Source organism: Nocardia sp. bgisy118 (assembly GCF_057708605.1).
In genome coordinates this window covers 175,269-190,756 of the sequence record NZ_JBYISM010000004.1, presented here as the reverse complement: position 1 = coordinate 190,756, position 15,488 = coordinate 175,269, and the positions used below count along the sequence as shown (strand labels likewise).

The window sequence follows — 15,488 nt, the reverse complement described above, 5'->3', positions numbered from 1 at the left end:
CCGCACCGATCTGTCCGCCATGCCCACCCGGTGGACGACATCAGCGAACTTTCGGATACCGCAACGCGATCGGCTGTACAGTCACCGCGACCTCGCTCGAATTTCGTCCAGGAGCCACCATGGCAGACAAGCGCTCCGTCCGTACCGACATCCCGCATTCGGCGCGAGTCTGGAACTACTGGCTGGGTGGCCGCGACTACTACGAGGCCGATCGGATGGCGGGCGAAGCCGGTGTGGCGGTGTATCCCGAGATCAAGACGATGGCGGTCCAGTCGCGGCAGTTTCTGATCAGGGCGGTGCGATATCTGGCCGCCGAAGCGGGAATTCGCCAGTTCCTCGACATCGGCACCGGACTGCCCACCATGCAGAACACCCACGAGGTGGCGCAGTCGGCCGCGCCCGACTCCAGGATCGTCTACGTGGACAACGATCCGCTCGTCCTCGCCCATGCCAGAGCGCTGCTGGTCAACACCACCGACGAGGGTGTGACCACCTATCTGGAGGCGGATTTCCATCGGCCCGAGGTGATTCTCGCCGACGCGCGCAACGTGCTGAACTTCAGCAAGCCGATCGCGATCATGTTCATCGGCGTGCTGGGGCACGCGCGCAGCTACGACGAGGTGCGGCGCGTGGTGAGCGCCATGATGGACGGTGTGCCCTCGGGCAGCTACCTCGTCCTCAACGACGGCGCCACCGACGACAGGGCGTACGTGCGGATGTGCGAGAACTACGCCAAAACCGGTGGGGATCCGTACAACCCGCGCAGCTCCGCCGAGATCACCGGCCTCTTCGAGGGACTGGAGCTGGTCGAGCCCGGTGTGGTGCCGATCAACCATTGGCGTACCGACGAGGCCGCCGGAGGCGTGCGCGACGTCTCGGCGTGGGGCGGCGTCGGCCGGAAACCCTGACCGTGGGCATCTTCACGAAATCTCCACCGAGTCACCCCGGTATGGGCGCAGCATGCTCCTAGGGTGGCTCGCATGGTGATCGAGCAGCTCGAGTCGAACGAATTCCTTCGCTGGACACGGGAATTCGAGGCGAAGGCGCGCGCGAGGGCGGCGGCGGGCGATCCGGATTGGAGTCGCGGCGCCCGGCTGCATCCGGCCATCACGCGCAGCGTGCAGCGGTTCCAGGTCGGCGAGAGCGGCGACGGCGCCGACCTCATCGCCAAAGCCGAACGCGCGGGGGACCCCGTGTACACGGCGGCGGTCCGATTGTTCGTCGACGAGGAACGCAATCACGCCCGCCTGCTCGAGCGGCTGCTGCACGCGGCAGGGCAGCCGACCATCGCGAACCACTGGACCGACGCCGTCTTCATCCGATTGCGCCGAGCGCTGGGGTTGCGCCTGGAACTGATGGTGCTGATGGTCGCCGAAATCGTTGCCCTCCAGTACTACCGGGCGCTGCGCGACGGTACGAGCGACCCGCTCACCACCAGCGTCGCCGCCCTCATCCTCGACGACGAACGCAGGCACGTCCCCTTCCACACCCAGCGACTCCACGCGGCCTTCGCGGGCGTTCGACTGCCTGCCCGCCTCGCCGCCCGCGCCTTCTGGTGGATCCTGCTCACCGGCGCCACCCTCGTCGTCGCGCACGACCACGGCCGCGCGCTGCGCCAACTCGGCTGCTCCCGAAAGGAATTCGTCCGCGCATCGTTGGGCCTCTTCGCGACGATCGCGCCGACCGCGATCCACGGTCGGCGGTGATCACTGGCTCTCGGATCCGTTCGTGGGCTTCTCGACGATCGCGTGCGCGGGATTCACTCGGGTCGCTTCGTGGGCGCGGGCCGACTTCAGGGTGACACTCATTTGTACGGACCGTCCCGACTCGAGATCCGTTACTTGCATGTGCACGAGCCTGTTCGAGTCGATATCGACGGTCACCTCGATATCGGCGGCGCCACGCGGCTGGGGCGCCAACCCCCCCAGCTCCAGCACCCCGATCTTCCGATTCCGTGACGCGAGCCTGCTCTCCCCTTCGAACAGCTGCACCTGGACGTGCCGTTGGTCGTCGGCGACGGTCGTGAAGTTCAGAGATCTCTTGGTGGGCGCCGTGGTGTTGCGCTCGATGATCGGCACGATGCGCCCGTTGACATCCGCGACGCCGACAGTTGCCGCGCTGACGTCGAGCAACAGCGTGTCCTTGAAGTGTCCGAGTATCACGCCCGCTTGGAGCGTCGCGCCCAGCACGACACCGTCGGGAATCACCTCTCTGCGCGGCTGCCGACCGGTGATGTCCTTGACCAGGTCGACGATCGCAGGCATCCGGGTGGCGCCGCCGACGAGCGCGATCTGTTGCAGCTGGGCTGTCGTGAGGTACGCCTCGGTTACCGCGCGCTGGATCAGCGTCCTGCACCGGTCGATCAGGTCCCGCGTCAGCTCTTCGAATTCCGCCCTGGTGATGGGCAGTTCCAGGTCCAGCGGTCCGTCCGGGCCGACGCAGATCGTGGGAAGCACGATCTCCGTGGAGATCCGGGAGGACAGCTCGATCTTGGCGCGCTCGGCCGCTTCGCGGAGCCGCGCCGTCGCCCTCTGGTCCGTCGACAGGTCGATGCCGTGTTGCCTGCGAAAACGTCCGGCGGCATGTTCGAGGAGCCGATCGTCCCAGTCCACGCCGCCGAGCCGGTTGTCGCCGCCGGTGGCGAGTACCTCGACCACGCCGTCGCCGATCTCGAGGACGGAAACATCCAGCGTCCCCCCGCCCAGGTCGAACACCATGATCGTTTGGTCGGTTTCCGTATTCGCGCCGTAGGCCAGTGCCGCCGCGGTCGGTTCGTTCAGTAGACGCAACACGTTCAGTCCGGCGAGGGCGGCGGCCTCGACGGTGGCCTCCCGTTGGATCAGATCGAAATGCGCCGGGATCGTGATCACCACGTCCCGCACCATGGCTCCGAGAAATCTTTCTGCGGCCGAACGTAATTCGGCCAGTATCGTCGCCGCGACGCCGACGGGGGTGTAGGTGCGGCCGAACGCGCGAAAGCGCTTCTCGGTGCCGAGCGCCAGTTTGACCCGGGAGAACGTGCTCGCCGGATTGATCGTCGCCCGCCGCCGTGCTTCTTCCCCGACGACCCAGTTTCCGTTCTCGGTCACGGCGGCCACGCTCGGCATCGTCCGGTCACCGATCGCGCTGAGCACGACCCGGACGTCGTCGTCGGTGAACACCGCGATGGCGGAGTTGGTCGTGCCGAAGTCGATGCCCACCGCGTGCCTGGTCCGCGGACGATCAGCGCCCGGCAGCCGCGACACCCCGCGCTCGTCGCCGACGGGCAATTCCCCGAGTCCGCGCGAAAACCACAGCTGCTGGGCGAGTTTCGCCACCGCCGGATCAGGATCCGCCACCAGCGCGGTCAAATCCGCTCGCGCGGCGTCTCGAACCTCGGGCCGCCAGCTGCCGAGCAGGTTCTCCAGCTCGTGCAGCGCGCCTATCCGCTGCCACGGCAGCTTGCTGCGCAGCGCGTCCCGAATGTCGCCCGGCACGTGCTGCGGCCGGGCGGCGACATTGCGGGCGAGATACAGCGCGCCCTGAACGCTCGCGACGCTGCGCGTCGGAGTCTGGTTCGGTGCGCGACGGCGCACGGTCTCGTGCACGTAGCCGTACAGGTCGTCGATGCTGATCCAGCCGTCGCCGTCGAGATCGGCGGCGCCGGAACGCAATCCGTGCACAACCGCGCTGGTGAACACCGAGGGTTCCGCCGTGGCGCGGCTCGTCGCCTGGGACTCGTGGCTGAACTGCAGCGCGGTCGACGCGGTGATGACCACGCGGCCGCGGCCGGAGAACGGCTCGCGCACGTCGACCGACTCGGCGGCCGACCGGGTGCGCAAGCCGCGGGAGAACGCGCCGCTGTAGCAACAGTCGAGCATCAGGACGGTCTTGCTGGAGCGGCTGCCCTCGATCTGGTCGCTGATGAAGGTCGAGTCGATGCCCGTCGAGGCGACATAGGCTTTCTCGGTATCGGTGCCGACCAGATAGAGGCGATTGTGCAGGTCCTTCTGGCCGTGGCACGAGATGTGCAGCAGCAGAAGGTCGTCGCCACTCGCACTCCGGAAGAAGGTCTCGATCGCCTTCCGGCACTGCGCGGCCGTCCCGTCGCGCAACACCTGCACGTCGAATCCGGCGATATCCGGGTCGGAGAGGACCGCTTGGAGTTCCGCCGCGTCGCGCGCGGCCCCGGGCAGTTCGGGATAGGCCGGATCGTCGTAGTGCTGGTTGGCGATGATCAGACTACGGTTGACCATCGCCGTCCGCTCGCCGCCCGGCGAGGAACCGCTCGACGAGCGCGCGTTCCTCATCCTTTGCGACGCTGCTGATTTCGAGTTCGTCCTCGCCGAGCCTGATGCGGATCGAGCCGCGTTGGCGGCGCACCAGCCAGCTCTTGGCGACCTCGGTGGCCATCTGCAACACGGCGGGCGAGGACACGATGGCCACGATGGAGGCGACGGTCGTCACGTCGCCCGCGCGCGTGCCCGCCGGGGCGGTGCCGATCACCGGGCGATCGAGATCCTCGAGGCCGAGTTCGTGTAGTTCGGCGAGCAGCAGGCTGCTGTCGTTGCTGAGCAGTTCCGGGTCGTCGCCGTCTTCGACGAGACGGAATTCGATCTGTTCGCGCATCGAGATCCCCCGGGTATGTCGTCGCTGCTTCGGACCCTCAATATAGGTCCTCGCGGGGCCGGCCGCGGCGGATACCGGTTCGAACGCGGCGATGCCGGGTCCGTGGCCGTGCTCGGCGCAGAATGGAACCATGCCGGATATCGCGTCGCAGTCGGCCGTGATCATCGATGGGCCGCTGACCAGGGCACAGGTCGTCGCTGTCGCGCGCGACGGTGTTCAGGTTCGGTTGAGCGCCGCCGCCGAGCAGCGGCTGATCGCCGCCCGCGGGCACGTCGACGCCTTGGCCGAGGCGCCGACGCCGACCTACGGCGTCTCCACCGGATTCGGTGCGCTGGCGATCCGACCCATTCCGCCGCAGCGCCGTGCCGCGCTGCAACGGTCATTGATCCGCTCCCATGCCGCGGGCGCGGGCCCCGCCGTCGAGCGGGAGGTGGTGCGCGCGCAAATGGTCCTGCGGCTGCGCACCCTCGCCTCGGGATATACCGGAGCCCAGCCGGTGACCGCGCACGCGCTGGCCGCCATGCTCAACGCGGGCATCACCCCCGAGGTGCCCGAGTTCGGCTCGCTCGGCTGCTCCGGCGACCTCGCGCCGCTGGCCGCGGTCGGGCTCGCGCTCATGGGCGAAGGCACCGTGACCGATGCCGAGGGACGGGCGACCGAAGCGGCAGAAGCCCTGCGCGCCAGCGGAATCACTCCGGTCGTGCTGGCGGAGAAGGAGGGGCTCGCCCTCACCAACGGCACCGACGGCATGCTGGGCATGCTGGTGCTCGCGCTCGCCGACCTGCACCGGCTGCTCGATGTCGCCGACGTGACTGCCGCCATGAGCGTCGAAGCGCTGCTCGGCACCGATCGCGTCTTCGCCGCCGATCTGCAAGCCCTGCGGCCCCACCCGGGCCAGGCGCTGGCGGCGGCGCGGATGCGGGCCGCGCTGACCGGTTCCCAGATCGTGGCCAGCCATCGGGATTGTCATCGGGTGCAGGACGCCTATTCGCTGCGGTGCGCGCCACAGGTGCACGGCGCGGCCCGCGACACCGTCGCCCACGCGGAGACGGTGGCCGATCGAGAGTTGGCCGCCGCCATCGACAATCCGGTGGTACTGGGCGACGGACGCCTGGAATCCAACGGCAACTTCCACGGCGCGCCCCTGGCCTACGTGCTCGACTTCCTGGCCATCCCGGTCGCCGATGCCGCGAGCATGGCCGAACGCCGCACCGACCGCATGCTGGATGTCGCTCGCTCGCACGGACTTCCGCCGTTCCTGGCCGCGGATCCCGGCGTCGATTCCGGGCACATGATCGCCCAGTACACCCAGGCCGCCCTGGTCGGCGAACTGAAGCGGATCGCGGTCCCCGCCTCGGTGGATTCCATTCCGAGCAGCGCCATGCAGGAGGACCACGTGTCCATGGGCTGGTCGGCCGCACGGAAACTCCGCACCGCGGTGGACGGGCTCACCACCGTGCTCGCGGTGGAGTACCTCACCGCCGCCCGCGCGCTCGAACTGCGCGCCCCGCTGCGACCGGCGCCCGCCACCGCCGCCGCGGTCGCGCTGTTGCGCACCAGGGTCGAGGGGCCGGGCCCGGATCGGCACCTGGCTCCCGAGATCGCCGCCGCCGCGGACCTGATCCGCGACGGCGCGTTGCTCCACGCGGTCGAACCTCACCTGGCCGCGGACTCGGCACCCGGCGAACGGAGGCAGCCATGACCACAGAGCATCCGACCGTGCGGGCGGCGCGCGGCACCCGACTGACGGCCCGCACCTGGCAGACCGAGGCCGCGCTGCGCATGCTGCACAACAATCTCGACCCCGAGGTCGCCGAACGCCCGCACGACCTGGTGGTCTACGGCGGCACCGGCAAGGCGGCCAGGGATTGGGCCAGTTTCGACGCGATCAGCCGCACGCTGACCACGCTCGCGGCGGACGAGACGCTGCTCGTGCAATCCGGAAAACCGGTCGGTGTGCTGCGGACGCACGAGTGGGCGCCGCGGGTGCTGATCGCGAACTCGAACCTGGTGGGGGACTGGGCGACCTGGCCGGAGTTCCGCAGGCTGGAGGCGCTCGGGCTCACCATGTACGGGCAGATGACCGCGGGCTCCTGGATCTACATCGGCACCCAGGGCATCTTGCAGGGCACCTACGAGACCTTCGCCGCCATCGCGGACAAGCGATTCGGCGGCACCCTCGCGGGCACGCTGACGCTCAGCGCCGGCCTCGGCGGGATGGGCGGTGCGCAACCGCTGGCGGTGACCATGAACGGCGGCGCGGCGCTGATCGTCGAATGCGATCCCGCGCGGGCGCGGCGGCGGCTGCACGACGGCTACCTGGACGAGATCGCCGACGACGTCGACGACGCGATTCGCCGGGTCACCGCGGCGTGTGCCGAGCGAAAGGCGTTGTCGGTCGGCCTGATCGGCAACGCGGCGGAGCTGCTGCCGCGACTGGCCGCGGCGGACCTGCCCGCCGACATCGTCACCGACCAGACCTCGGCGCACGATCCGCTGTCCTACCTGCCTCGCGGTGTCGATCTGGCCGACTGGTCCGACTACGCGGCACGCAAACCCGACGAATTCACCGAGCGCGCCAGGGAATCCATGGCCGAACACGTCGACGGCATGCTGCGCTTCCTCGACCGCGGCGCGGAAGTCTTCGATTACGGCAACTCGCTGCGCGGTGAGGCCCGCCTCGGCGGATGCGACAGGGCCTTCGACTATCCGGGTTTCGTGCCCGCCTACATCCGGCCGCTGTTCTGCGCGGGCAAGGGACCGTTCCGCTGGGCGGCGCTGTCGGGAGATCCCGCCGATATCGCCGCGACCGATCGCGCCATCCTGGACCTGTTCCCGTACAACGAATCCCTGCGCCGGTGGATCGCTCTGGCCGGGCAGCGCGTGGCATTCCAAGGGCTGCCTGCGCGGATCTGCTGGCTCGGCTACGGCGAGCGGCACCTGGCCGGGTTGCGGTTCAACGAGATGGTCGCGAGCGGCGAGCTGCGTGCGCCCGTCGTGATCGGCCGCGACCACCTCGATTCCGGCAGCGTCGCCTCGCCCTACCGCGAAACCGAGGCGATGGCAGACGGTTCCGACGCCATCGCGGACTGGCCGCTGCTGAACGCCCTGGTGAACACCGCGTCCGGGGCGAGCTGGGTGTCCATCCACCACGGCGGCGGCGTCGGCATCGGGCGGTCGATACACGCCGGGCAGGTGTGCGTGGCCGACGGCACCGAGCTGGCCGGGCAGAAGCTCGAACGCGTGCTCACCAACGATCCGGCGATGGGCGTGCTGCGGCACGTGGACGCCGGATACGAGCCGGCCAGGTCTGTCGCGGAGGCGGAGGGACTGCCGATTCCGTTGCGGGACAACGGCTGATCGTCGGGCGTCAGCGCGCGGGGAACCGGAGGATGCGATCGTCGCCTTGGCGTACGTCGCCGCGGCCGTCGGTGTTCGAGGTGGTGACCCACAGCGCTCCGTCCGGCGCCACTTCCACGGTGCGCAGGCGGCCGTAGCGCTCCTCGAACATCGCTCGCGGCGTACCCGCAGAACCGTTCATCAGCGGCACGGTCCACAGCCTTTCACCGCGCAGCGCCGCGACGTAGAGGGTGTCGCCCGCGATGGCGATGCCCGATGGCGACGCCTCGGCCGTGGTCCAGGTGACGACGGGATCCACGTAACCGCGGCCCGCGCCGCCACCGCCTTCCACGGCGGGCCAGCCGTAGTTGCGGTTCGGTTCCACGAGATTGATCTCGTCGAGGCGATTCTGACCGAACTCGGCGGCGAACAACTGTCCCGCCTGATCCCACGCGAGACCCTGCACGTTCCGGTGGCCCAGGCTGTAGACCGGCGAGTCCGGAGTCGGATTGCCCGGCGCGGGCCTGCCGTCCGGTGTCAGACGCAAGATCTTGCCGTTGGGCGAGGCCGGATCCTGGGACAAAGCGCTGCGTGCCGCATCGCCGGTGCCGACGTAGAGCATGCCGTCGGGCCCGAACGCGATCCGTCCGCCATTGTGGTTGCCCGCCTTGGCGATTCCCTCGAAGACGACCTCCGGCGGTCCGTCGAGCCGGAACCGAACGATCCGGTTGTCCGTACTCGCGGTGAAATAGGCGTACACGTAGCCGTTTTCGGCGTACCCGGGCGGCACCGCGAGACCGAGCAGGCCGCCCTCGCCGCCTGCGACGACCCCGGGTACGTCGTACACCGCTTCCGGCGGCCGTCCGGGCGCCACGCGCAGGATCTTCCCGGTGTCGCGCTCGGCGACCAGCGCCGTGCCCTCGGGCAGGAACGCCAGACCCCACGGCACATCGATCCCCTGCGCCACTTCCTCGGGCGCCGCGAGGTCGGGCATGCCCGACGGACTGCTCGCGACGGTGCTCGTCACGACCGGCGCCGTCGTCTCCTCGGTCTCGGTGCGCTCCGCGCCGCAGGCGGCGACCATGGCGAGAGCGAGCAAGGCGGCACAGGCCGTTGCCCTACCCTTCACTCGCACAGATCCCATGATTGCGCTCCCTGTTCATTCGACCGGCGCGGTCCTCGAGTTCGACGACCGAACCGAGCCCGCGCCCGCTCGTGAGCGTGCACCCCGAGCCCGGATCCCGCCGTACCGGAACCCACTCTTCTCGATCATGCCCTGTGCCAGGACGGGGAGAAACCCCGAGTAGTCACAGGCCGCCGAGCGCGGCGAGGACTTCGAAGGCGGCGTCGGCGCTGCGCCAGAGGAGGTCCATTTCGGCGCGGACGGCCGGGGCCAGCGCGGGATCCTGAAGGGCGAGGCCGTTGCCGAAGATCACGACGTTGGCGCCCGCGTCGGCCAGACGGAGCAGGGGACCGGTCGCGACGCCCGCGCCGAGCACGGCGTCGAGGCCCTCGCCGACGAAATAGAAGCGCCAGAGCGGGCCGAGGTCACCGCCGTAGACCGCCTCGGTGACGTCGACGATGCGAAAGCCCTCGATGGCGATGGCGTCGACGATCCTGAAGTAGTCGGGTCCGTTCGCGGGGGTGCCGCGCAGCGCCGCCACCGAGAGCGAGAGATCGATGGTGAGGTGTGCGTTGTAGCCCGCCATCGCCACCCGGGCGGGGGACAGCAGGCACTGTTTCGTCAGGGTGAAGTAGTGCGCCCAGTGGGGTTCGGTTGCGCCGCCGGTGAATTCGGCGTGCAGGTTGCGCAGGAAGCGGGACAGCAGGTCGAGGCTGATCCGGTGTGACCAGTCCGGGTCGTCGAAGACGGCCTCGCTGCGCTGGAGCGGCATCACCGCCGCCTGTTCGATGGCGTCGAGTCCGATCGCGAATACGCCGCGCCGGTCTCGGTGCTCGGCGAGGATCTCGACGATCCGGCGGTGGTTGGCGACGCCCTGTTCGAGCCGTTGCATGGCGGTGCCGGTCAGCGTGGTCGTGTCGGAGAGTTCGACGATGGTGTCCACCTCGGCGGCGGACAGCGGTGTGCCGCAGGCGGTGTCGAGGTCGGCGGCGCGTGTGGGCGGTGCGCTCACGCCCGCCAGCACGACGAGCAGCGCGAAGGTGATCGCCAGAACTCGTGCGACGTGCGCGGGACTGTTCAGGTGCGGGACACGCGTGCCTGCCGAATTCATCGGTGCTCCGTTGTCTCGAAGAGGGGTTGTCTCGAAGAGGGGTTGTCTGGAAGAGGGATTGTCTCGAGGCGGCTCGGGGCGCGTGCCCCGTGGGTACTCGTCGAAAGATCGCGTGCCCGTGGGTAATCGCTGCGGTACGTTGGGATCGGGAGGCGTGTCGGCGCGCGGGCCAAGCCTAACCGACTCGACCCGCCGCGGCCGGTATCGGCGTCAGCCGCGGCGCAGCGTGCCCGCGATGGTGCCGCCGAAGACGCCCGGCGTGCTGTAGGACAGCGACCCGTCCGGTTGCAGCCGCACCGTCGAGGTGGCGCCCCCGTCGGTGCAGTCGGTGGGGCTGTCGGCGCTGAGCCGGGCGACGAAGGTGAGCTGGTTCTCGGTGGCGGCGGTGAGCCGTTCGATCCGCGCGCAGCGCTGCTGGGACAGCTTGCCGGTGTTGGCCGAGGTGGCCACCTCTTGGCCGACTTCGCCGTCCTTGACGGTCAATTCGATGTCGAAGGTGACCAGGCCGTCCGCGGCGGTGCCGCGCCAAGTGCCGACGAAAGCCTTCGGCACCCTCGTCACGGCCGTGCCCGTGTCGGTACCGGGAGCGCCGGTGACCGGAGCGGCCGACGCGGAGGCCGCGCTTCCCCCGGTATCGCCGCCGGACCCGCGCAGCTGGGTGCCGATGACGAACGCGCCGATCGCGACCACCACGCAGGCGATCAGCAGTCCAGCCAGCAGCGGTCCGCGGCGAAGACCCCGCGCGGTGGTTGTGCCCGCATACTGGGCTTCCGGGGCGGCATTCCGCGCTTCGGCAGGCCCTTGCCGCTCGGGCCGCCACTGCGTGTTCGGCCCCGATTCCGCTTGCTGCCATGGTGTTCGGCTCGGGGACGATGCCCCGAGCTGCCACTGCGGGGGAGTCGCGGGCGCCGCCGGATGGGGTCGCGGCGCGGCGTCGCTACCCGCACTCTGCGGCCAGCGTGATCGGCTCGCAGGTGTTTCCGTGTGCCGCCACTGCGCGGACGCGGCCGCATCGGCTCCTGTGGGCGGAACCGACTGCTGGCGAGGCGAACTCGTCGCATCGACGTCGATACGAGAGGCCGGTCCGTGCTGCGCAGGCGGATACGCGGCCCACGGCTCGCTCCGCTGGCCGGTCCGATCCTGCGGCGGGGTCGCACCGGCGTTCGTCGGCCGACCGAGATCCGGCCCACTGTGCGCAGGCGCGGCCGGGCCGGGAGATCCACTCAGGTCGGCCGGTAGGTCCACCGGCCCGGAATCCAGGTCGAGCAACCGCACCGCGCGCATGCTCACCTCCTCCAGCACCGGCGGCGGCAGCCACCCCGCGCGCTCGGGCACCCCGAGCGCGGCCAGGTCGTCGAGCAGCCCGCGCGGCGTCGGCCGGGCGGCGGGATCCTTGGCGAGGCAGGACGCGACGAGGGGCCGCAGCCGATCCGGCACGGCGTCCAGGCGCGGGTCCTCGTACACGATGCGCCACAGCATGTGCATCGTCTCGCCGACCCCGAACGGGCCGTGTCCCGCGGCCGCGAAGGCCAGCACGCCGCCGAGGGCGAACACATCGCTCGCCGGACCGACCGTCCCGCCGGTCACCTGCTCCGGACACATGAAACCCGGTGAGCCGATGACCTTTCCGGTGGTGGTCAGCGCGGTGTCCTCGACGGCGCGCGCGATGCCGAAATCGATCACCTTGGGTCCGTCCACGGCGAGCAGCACGTTGGACGGTTTGAGATCGCGGTGCACCACCCCGGCCTCGTGCACCGCGACCAGCGCCTCGGCCAAGCCTCGGGCCAGCACCAGAAGCGTGGGCTCCGCGAAGGTGCCGAACCGCTCCACCGCCTCCGACAGCGCGAACCCCGCCACATAACCGGTCGCCAGCCAGGGCGGATCGGCGTCCACGTCGGCGTCGAGCACCGGGGCGGTGAAGCGCCCGCCGACCCGCCGCGCCGCCACCACCTCGCGCCGGAACCTGGTTCGGAATTCGTCGCCGCCCACCAGATCCGGGCGGATCACCTTCACCGCGACGGTGCGACCGCCCGCGTTGCGCCCGAGATAGACCCGCCCCATTCCGCCTGCCCCGAGGACGCCGAGAAGCCGGTAGTCGCCGATCCGTCGCGGATCGTTCGTGCCGAGCGGTTGCATCGCGCAGTCGGTTCCCTTCGAATGATCGAACATCGAAAGGCTACCGACCCGGACCCGGTCACACCGAGCGGCGCGACGACCCCGGTTCGAGGGGCAGCCGCGCCGCGCGGTGTCAGAGCTGAGACTTGACCTTGTCCGCGATGAGTTCCAGGTGTGCGAGGTCGTCGAGGTCCAGGATCTGCAGGTAGATGCGGCCCGCGCCGATCTCGGCGTAGCGGCCGATCTTGTCGGCCACCTCGTCCGGCGTGCCTGCGAGACCGTTGGTCTTCAGCTCGTCGACCTCACGGCCGATGGCGGCGGCGCGACGGGCGACCTCGGCGTCGTTGCTGCCGACGCAGGCGACCAGGGCGTTGGAGTACACCAGATCGTCGGCGCGGCGCCCGTACGACTCGGCCGCGGCGCGGACCCGCTCGAACTGGCGGGCGCTGTCCTCCAGCGAGGCGAAGGGCATGTTGAACTCGTTCGCGTACTGCGCGGCCAGCCGCGGTGTGCGGGTGGCTCCGTGGCCGCCGATCAGCACCGGCACCGGGTCCTGCACCGGCTTGGGCAGCGCGGGGGAGTCGGTCAGCCGATAGTGCTTGCCGTCGAAGCTGAAGGTGTCGCCGGGCTTGGTCGCCCACAGCCCGGTGACGATCGCGAGCTGTTCCTCGAAGCGCGCGAACTTGTCCGAAGGGAACGGGATGCCGTACGCGGCGTGCTCTTCGGCGAACCAGCCGGTGCCAAGGCCGAACTCGACGCGGCCGCCCGACATTCGATCGACCTGCGCGACTTGAATCGCGAGCGGGCCGGGCAGCCGGAACGTCGCGGCGGTGACCAGCGTGCCCAGCCGGATCCGGCGGGTCTCCCTGGCCAGACCGGCGAGGGTGATCCAGGCGTCGGTGGGTCCGGGCAGACCGTCGGAGCCGCCCATGGCGAGGTAGTGGTCGGAGCGGAAGAACGCGTCGAACTCCAAGTCCTCGGCCGCTTTCGCCATGGTCAGCAGGGTGTCGTAGTCCGCGCCTTGCTGCGGCTCGGTGAAGATACGCAGTTTCATGAAGTCCATCGTGCCCGAGGGATCTCGGTGATTCGCGCCGTGCGCCCCGGGGAGTGGCCGATGCCACTAGGGTCGGCTGCGATCACATCGGCGCACGCCCGTCTTCGAGGAGGACCCCGTGACCGCAGCCCCCGTTCCGCGCGTCGTCGTCATGGGCGTCTCCGGGGCGGGCAAGTCGACCATCGGCGGCAGGCTCGCGCACGCCTTGGGCGTCCCGTTCGCCGAGGGCGACGACTTCCACCCGCGGGCCAACGTGGCCAAGATGCGAGCGGGTGAACCGCTCACCGATGCCGACCGCGTCCCGTGGCTGGACAGCATCGCCGCCTGGCTGGCCGAACGGGCGGTCGGGGGCGGCGTTGTCAGCTGTTCGGCACTGAAGCGCGACTATCGGGATCGGCTGCGGGCGGCCGCGCCCGATGTGCTGTTCCTGCACCTGACGGCCTCCCGCGAAGAGCTGGCCAGCCGGATGTCCACGCGCCGCGAACATTTCATGCCCGCGAGCCTGCTCGACTCCCAGCTCGCAACTCTGGAACCGCTCGCGGCCGACGAACGCGGCATCGCCGTCGACGCCACCCGTGCGCCCGCGGACCTGGTCCGCGAGACGATCGCGGTCCTGAACAGCGCCCGCCCCTCCTGAGCCCGGAAGGCCCACGCGGGCGGCTATCCGGCAGCAGTGACGGGAGTGCGCGCAGTGTTCACCCGACGATGTGGGTCCAGTCGCCGAATCCGGACATGTCGGCGAGGTTGACGAATTTTCCGTTGCCGTTCAGTTGGCCCGAGGCGGCCGTCCGGCTCGCGCGGTTGTAGAAGAACAGCCGTCCATCCACGGGCACGACGTGGGTCCAGTCGCTGAATCCGGACATGTCGGCGAGGTTGACGAAGTTTCCGTTGCCATCGAGTACGCCCGAGGCCGCCGTCCGGCTCGGACGGTTGTAGAAGAACAACCGTCCATCCACGGACACGATGTGGGTCCAGTCGCTGAATCCGGACATGTCGGCGAGGTTGACGAAGTTTCCGTTGCCATCGAGCTCGCCTGACGCGGCCTTCCGGCTCGAGTTGTTGTAGAAGAGCATGGTTGCCACCACCTGGTGTCGGAGCTGATTTGGAAGGTCACACCATGGTCGACCGGCGCGGGTGGTGCGCCTAGGGTAGTGCGCTACCCGAAACTCGAGGGGCCCTCATACGCATCGCCGATCGCCGGAACCGGCAGCCATGACGACCGGCAGCCTTCCCCCCTGGTCAGGACGAAGAAGATCGAATCGCCTCCGTCTGTCGTAGCGCCGCAGGCAATCTGCTACGAGATGGATTGCGGGCATTCGCCGGAGACCACCGGCAGACAGATCCCCGTCGCATCCGACAGCATCAGTCCGCCGCCCACCAGCAGCGCGGCCAGCGCGATCGCCCCGAAGAAGAGGACCCACAGCAGCGCGGGTATGTGGGTCAGGCGAGCCAGTTGATCGGCGTCGGAGTCGACATTGCCGGGCTGGCGCCAGCGGTGCACCCGCCCGCGTTGCATCTCGATGACGGGGCGCAGCCCGGCCAGCAGCAGGAACCACGCGGCGAGGTAGGCGAAAGCGGCCTGCGCCGTGTCCGTTCCGAACCAGGACACCGCGAACACCGTGGCGCCTAGCGCGAACACCGTGCACAGGCCGTAGATGTTGCGGACCTTGATCAGCACGGCGGCGAGCAGCGCGATGGACGTCCAGAGCATCAGCGTGATGCGGTCGGCGCCGAGCAGGGCCGCGAAGCCCAGGCCGAGCAGCGGCGGCGCGGGGTAGCCCGCCATGGCGGTGAAAATCATGCCTGGTCCGTAGGGTTTTCCGCTGGAGACGGTCAGCCCCGAGGTGTCCGAATGCAGCGTGATGCTGTTGAGCCTGCGACCGGTGAGCAGCGCGGTGAACGCGTGGCCGCCCTCGTGCGCGATGGTGACGACATTGCGGGTGATGCGCCACAGCGGGCTGTAGCCGATCAGCACCAGTGCCGCCACCCCGGTGACGACGACCAGCTGCCAGGGCGGTGGGGTCTGCGTGGTGGTGAGCCGATCCGCGATGGAGGCGCCGCGGTCGACCAGTTCGGCGGTGTTCACCGCCGCACCCTATCGGTCGCGCGCGGGAATCGCACCGGGGGCGAATCCCCGC

At 69.7% G+C, this 15,488-nt stretch carries 13 protein-coding genes; 5 read left to right on the top strand and 8 right to left on the bottom strand.

All coding sequences use genetic code 11. From position 1 onward, the window contains the following. The first annotated feature begins 119 nt into the window (after window positions 1–119). Window positions 120–908, top strand: a complete 789-nt coding sequence (locus AC3EO7_RS06640; RefSeq protein WP_431969735.1) for an SAM-dependent methyltransferase — start codon at window positions 120–122, stop codon at window positions 906–908. A gap of 72 nt (window positions 909–980) precedes the next feature. Next, window positions 981–1,706, top strand: coding sequence for a ferritin-like domain-containing protein (locus tag AC3EO7_RS06635; RefSeq protein WP_435590705.1), 726 nt, complete (start codon window positions 981–983; stop codon window positions 1,704–1,706). On the opposite strand, the gene AC3EO7_RS06630 is transcribed toward AC3EO7_RS06635, so the two are convergent. Both AC3EO7_RS06630 and AC3EO7_RS06625 read right to left on the bottom strand, forming a co-directional pair. Beyond that, window positions 1,707–4,235: a caspase, EACC1-associated type gene (locus AC3EO7_RS06630; protein WP_431969737.1), complete on the bottom strand. Its 2,529-nt coding sequence runs from the start codon at window positions 4,233–4,235 to the stop codon at window positions 1,707–1,709. It lies immediately after the preceding gene. Beyond that, window positions 4,222–4,608, bottom strand: coding sequence for a hypothetical protein (locus AC3EO7_RS06625; RefSeq protein ID WP_431969738.1), 387 nt, complete (start codon window positions 4,606–4,608; stop codon window positions 4,222–4,224). Before AC3EO7_RS06625 ends, AC3EO7_RS06630 begins: the two co-directional genes overlap by 14 nt. 130 nt (window positions 4,609–4,738) lie before the next feature. Here AC3EO7_RS06625 and hutH point away from each other — a divergent pair, with 130 nt between their 5' ends. Next, window positions 4,739–6,310: a histidine ammonia-lyase gene (gene hutH / locus AC3EO7_RS06620; protein ID WP_431969739.1), complete on the top strand. Its 1,572-nt coding sequence runs from the start codon at window positions 4,739–4,741 to the stop codon at window positions 6,308–6,310. Continuing rightward, window positions 6,307–7,968, top strand: coding sequence for a urocanate hydratase (gene hutU / locus AC3EO7_RS06615; protein WP_435590704.1), 1,662 nt, complete (start codon window positions 6,307–6,309; stop codon window positions 7,966–7,968). The genes hutH and hutU overlap by 4 nt, the downstream gene beginning before the upstream one ends. Before the next feature lie 10 nt (window positions 7,969–7,978). On the opposite strand, the gene AC3EO7_RS06610 is transcribed toward hutU, so the two are convergent. The 4 genes from AC3EO7_RS06610 to AC3EO7_RS06595 form a co-directional block, all read right to left on the bottom strand. After that, window positions 7,979–9,091: a PQQ-dependent sugar dehydrogenase gene (locus tag AC3EO7_RS06610; RefSeq protein ID WP_435590703.1), complete on the bottom strand. Its 1,113-nt coding sequence runs from the start codon at window positions 9,089–9,091 to the stop codon at window positions 7,979–7,981. Between the two features lie 163 nt (window positions 9,092–9,254). Next, on the bottom strand, window positions 9,255–10,181 hold the full coding sequence (locus tag AC3EO7_RS06605; RefSeq protein WP_431969742.1) for a DUF5995 family protein: 927 nt from the start codon (window positions 10,179–10,181) through the stop codon (window positions 9,255–9,257). A gap of 210 nt (window positions 10,182–10,391) precedes the next feature. After that, on the bottom strand, window positions 10,392–12,350 hold the full coding sequence (locus tag AC3EO7_RS06600; RefSeq protein ID WP_435590702.1) for a serine/threonine-protein kinase: 1,959 nt from the start codon (window positions 12,348–12,350) through the stop codon (window positions 10,392–10,394). A 79-nt stretch (window positions 12,351–12,429) separates the two neighbouring features. Next, window positions 12,430–13,350 (bottom strand): LLM class F420-dependent oxidoreductase, encoded by a 921-nt coding sequence (locus AC3EO7_RS06595; RefSeq protein ID WP_431969744.1) that lies wholly within the window; start codon window positions 13,348–13,350, stop codon window positions 12,430–12,432. Between the two features lie 151 nt (window positions 13,351–13,501). Here AC3EO7_RS06595 and AC3EO7_RS06590 point away from each other — a divergent pair, with 151 nt between their 5' ends. Beyond that, entirely contained in the window at window positions 13,502–13,987 is a 486-nt protein-coding gene (locus tag AC3EO7_RS06590) for a gluconokinase (protein WP_435590821.1), read from the top strand. A 58-nt stretch (window positions 13,988–14,045) separates the two neighbouring features. Here AC3EO7_RS06590 and AC3EO7_RS06585 read toward each other — a convergent pair whose 3' ends face one another. Together AC3EO7_RS06585 and AC3EO7_RS06580 are read right to left on the bottom strand one after the other, a co-directional pair. Next, entirely contained in the window at window positions 14,046–14,423 is a 378-nt protein-coding gene (locus AC3EO7_RS06585) for a hypothetical protein (protein WP_431969745.1), read from the bottom strand. Window positions 14,424–14,644: 221 nt separating this feature from the next. Then, entirely contained in the window at window positions 14,645–15,436 is a 792-nt protein-coding gene (locus tag AC3EO7_RS06580) for a M50 family metallopeptidase (RefSeq protein ID WP_431969746.1), read from the bottom strand. Between the last annotated feature and the right edge of the window lie 52 nt (window positions 15,437–15,488).

Coding starts and splice junctions, on each gene's coding strand:
- AC3EO7_RS06640 (WP_431969735.1), top strand. CDS start 120: ATGGCAGACAAGCGCTCCGTCCGTACCGACATCCCGCATTCGGCGCGA.
- AC3EO7_RS06635 (WP_435590705.1), top strand. CDS start 981: ATGGTGATCGAGCAGCTCGAGTCGAACGAATTCCTTCGCTGGACACGG.
- AC3EO7_RS06630 (WP_431969737.1), bottom strand. CDS start 4,235: ATGGTCAACCGTAGTCTGATCATCGCCAACCAGCACTACGACGATCCG.
- AC3EO7_RS06625 (WP_431969738.1), bottom strand. CDS start 4,608: ATGCGCGAACAGATCGAATTCCGTCTCGTCGAAGACGGCGACGACCCG.
- hutH (WP_431969739.1), top strand. CDS start 4,739: ATGCCGGATATCGCGTCGCAGTCGGCCGTGATCATCGATGGGCCGCTG.
- hutU (WP_435590704.1), top strand. CDS start 6,307: ATGACCACAGAGCATCCGACCGTGCGGGCGGCGCGCGGCACCCGACTG.
- AC3EO7_RS06610 (WP_435590703.1), bottom strand. CDS start 9,091: ATGGGATCTGTGCGAGTGAAGGGTAGGGCAACGGCCTGTGCCGCCTTG.
- AC3EO7_RS06605 (WP_431969742.1), bottom strand. CDS start 10,181: ATGAATTCGGCAGGCACGCGTGTCCCGCACCTGAACAGTCCCGCGCAC.
- AC3EO7_RS06600 (WP_435590702.1), bottom strand. CDS start 12,350: ATGTTCGATCATTCGAAGGGAACCGACTGCGCGATGCAACCGCTCGGC.
- AC3EO7_RS06595 (WP_431969744.1), bottom strand. CDS start 13,350: ATGAAACTGCGTATCTTCACCGAGCCGCAGCAAGGCGCGGACTACGAC.
- AC3EO7_RS06590 (WP_435590821.1), top strand. CDS start 13,502: ATGGGCGTCTCCGGGGCGGGCAAGTCGACCATCGGCGGCAGGCTCGCG.
- AC3EO7_RS06585 (WP_431969745.1), bottom strand. CDS start 14,423: ATGCTCTTCTACAACAACTCGAGCCGGAAGGCCGCGTCAGGCGAGCTC.